This is a genomic window from Paratractidigestivibacter sp., from assembly GCF_052362415.1.
Lineage (GTDB): Bacteria > Actinomycetota > Coriobacteriia > Coriobacteriales > Atopobiaceae > Paratractidigestivibacter.
On record NZ_DAWEMK010000155.1, the window covers coordinates 1,355 to 3,120 of the forward strand.

Below are 1,766 nucleotides of genomic sequence, written 5' to 3' on the forward strand. Positions count from 1 at the left end.
TAGCCTAACTCTAATTCACTATTGTCTCAATTTAGTCGACCGGTGGCACGGACGTATCGCGTGAACGGTATCTTTACCTACTTCTTACGCTGACAAGTCATAGGACTGACGCCCTGCCCGTCTGCAAGCGGTCTATATCCTCACTCAACTGGTGCGAAAGTGTGAATAAGAATGATAGATAGCTGAATATCATCGAATACAGACAGAAACACGAACAAGCGTCATTTATATACATAAAACCGTTTTAGCTATGCAATTCCTAATCGAAAAATTGGAGTTGTAATTGCAAATGAATTTTGAGAAAAAAGAGCGTTTACCTTAGAAAAGTTACTTTAGAACGCCGAAGTACATCATGGGGGAATCACATGCGATATACCGTTCATCGCACTTTGTTGACCGTTCGGGGGCGAGGTGGAATTGCGGGTGGTTTTTGGATATAACTAGAGCTGTCAGCAAGCAGCGTCCCATACGGAGGGGCGCTGATACATTCGGCCAGTAAGGCCCGAAAGAAAGGTAGGAGGCCATGACGAAAGGTCTGCACGTGCCTTCCGAGATCGGCAAGCTCAGGAAGGTCTGCCTGCACCGTCCCGGCGACGAGCTCCTCAACCTGCCGCCCGACGAGCTCGAGCGACTCCTGTTCGACGACGTCCCGTTCCTGGAGGTCGCGCAGCAGGAGCACGACACCTTCGCCCAGATCCTGAGGGACCAGGGCGTGGAGGTCCTCTATCTCGAGAACCTCGTCGCCGAGGTGTTCGACCAGGTCCCCGGCGCCCGCGCCGAGTTCACCGACCAGTACATCGCCGAGGCAGGCATCCGCGGCCAGCACATGCCGCAGATCGTCCGCGAGAAGCTGGACTCCATCGAGGACAACCTCGAGTTCGTCAAGAAGACCATGGCCGGCATGACCAAGGCCGAGATCGACATGCCCCTCACGGCGTCCACGACCCTCGACTCCCTGGTCAACTCCGAGTCCGAGTCCGACCTGATCATCGACCCGATGCCCAACCTCTACTTCACCCGCGACCCGTTCGCGGTCGTCGGCGAGGGCGTCAACCTCAACCGCATGTACTCGGTCACCCGCAACCGCGAGACCCTGTACGGCAAGTACGTCTTCAAGTACCACCCCGACTACAAGGACGTCTCGCTGTACTTCCGCCGCGACTGCCAGTTCCACACCGAGGGCGGCGACGTGCTGAACATCAACGAGAAGACCCTCGCCGTCGGCATCTCCCAGCGCACCCAGGCCGCCGCTATCGACGTCATGGCCCAGAACATCTTCTGGAACTCCGACTCCAAGGTCGAGCGCATCCTGGCCTTCGACATCCCGGTCTCGCGCGCCTTCATGCACCTCGACACGGTCTTCACCCAGATCGACGTCGATAAGTTCACGATCCACCCCGCCATCATGGGCACCCTGCGCGTCTACGAGCTGACCGCCGGCAAGAACCCGGGCGACGTGAACATCCGCCTGATCGAGGACACCCTCGAGCACGTCCTGGAGGACGCCACCGGCGTCGACCAGGTCAAGCTGATCCCCTGCGGCGGCGGCGACCCGATCGCGGCCTCCCGCGAGCAGTGGAACGACGGCTCCAACACCCTGTGCGTCGAGCCCGGCAAGATCTGCGTCTACGCCCGCAACACCGTCACCAACGACGTGCTGTACAAGGAGGGCCTGGACCTTCTCGTCGTGCCCTCCGCCGAGCTCTCCCGCGGCCGCGGCGGCCCGCGCTGCATGAGCATGCCCTTCTGGCGCGAGGACCTCTAAG

Annotated in this window: 1 protein-coding gene; it reads left to right on the plus strand. The window is 59.3% G+C overall.

Features of this window, described 5'->3' with window-relative positions; translation table 11 throughout:
* The first annotated feature begins 523 nt into the window (after positions 1 to 523).
* On the plus strand, positions 524 to 1,765 hold the full coding sequence (gene arcA, locus ACT84W_RS10230; RefSeq protein ID WP_099431519.1) for an arginine deiminase: 1,242 nt from the start codon (positions 524 to 526) through the stop codon (positions 1,763 to 1,765).
* Position 1,766: the final 1 nt, after the last annotated feature.

Bases quoted from the DNA above. Each gene is read 5' to 3' on its own strand.
- arcA (WP_099431519.1), top strand. From the start codon at position 524: ATGACGAAAGGTCTGCACGTGCCTTCCGAGATCGGCAAGCTCAGGAAG.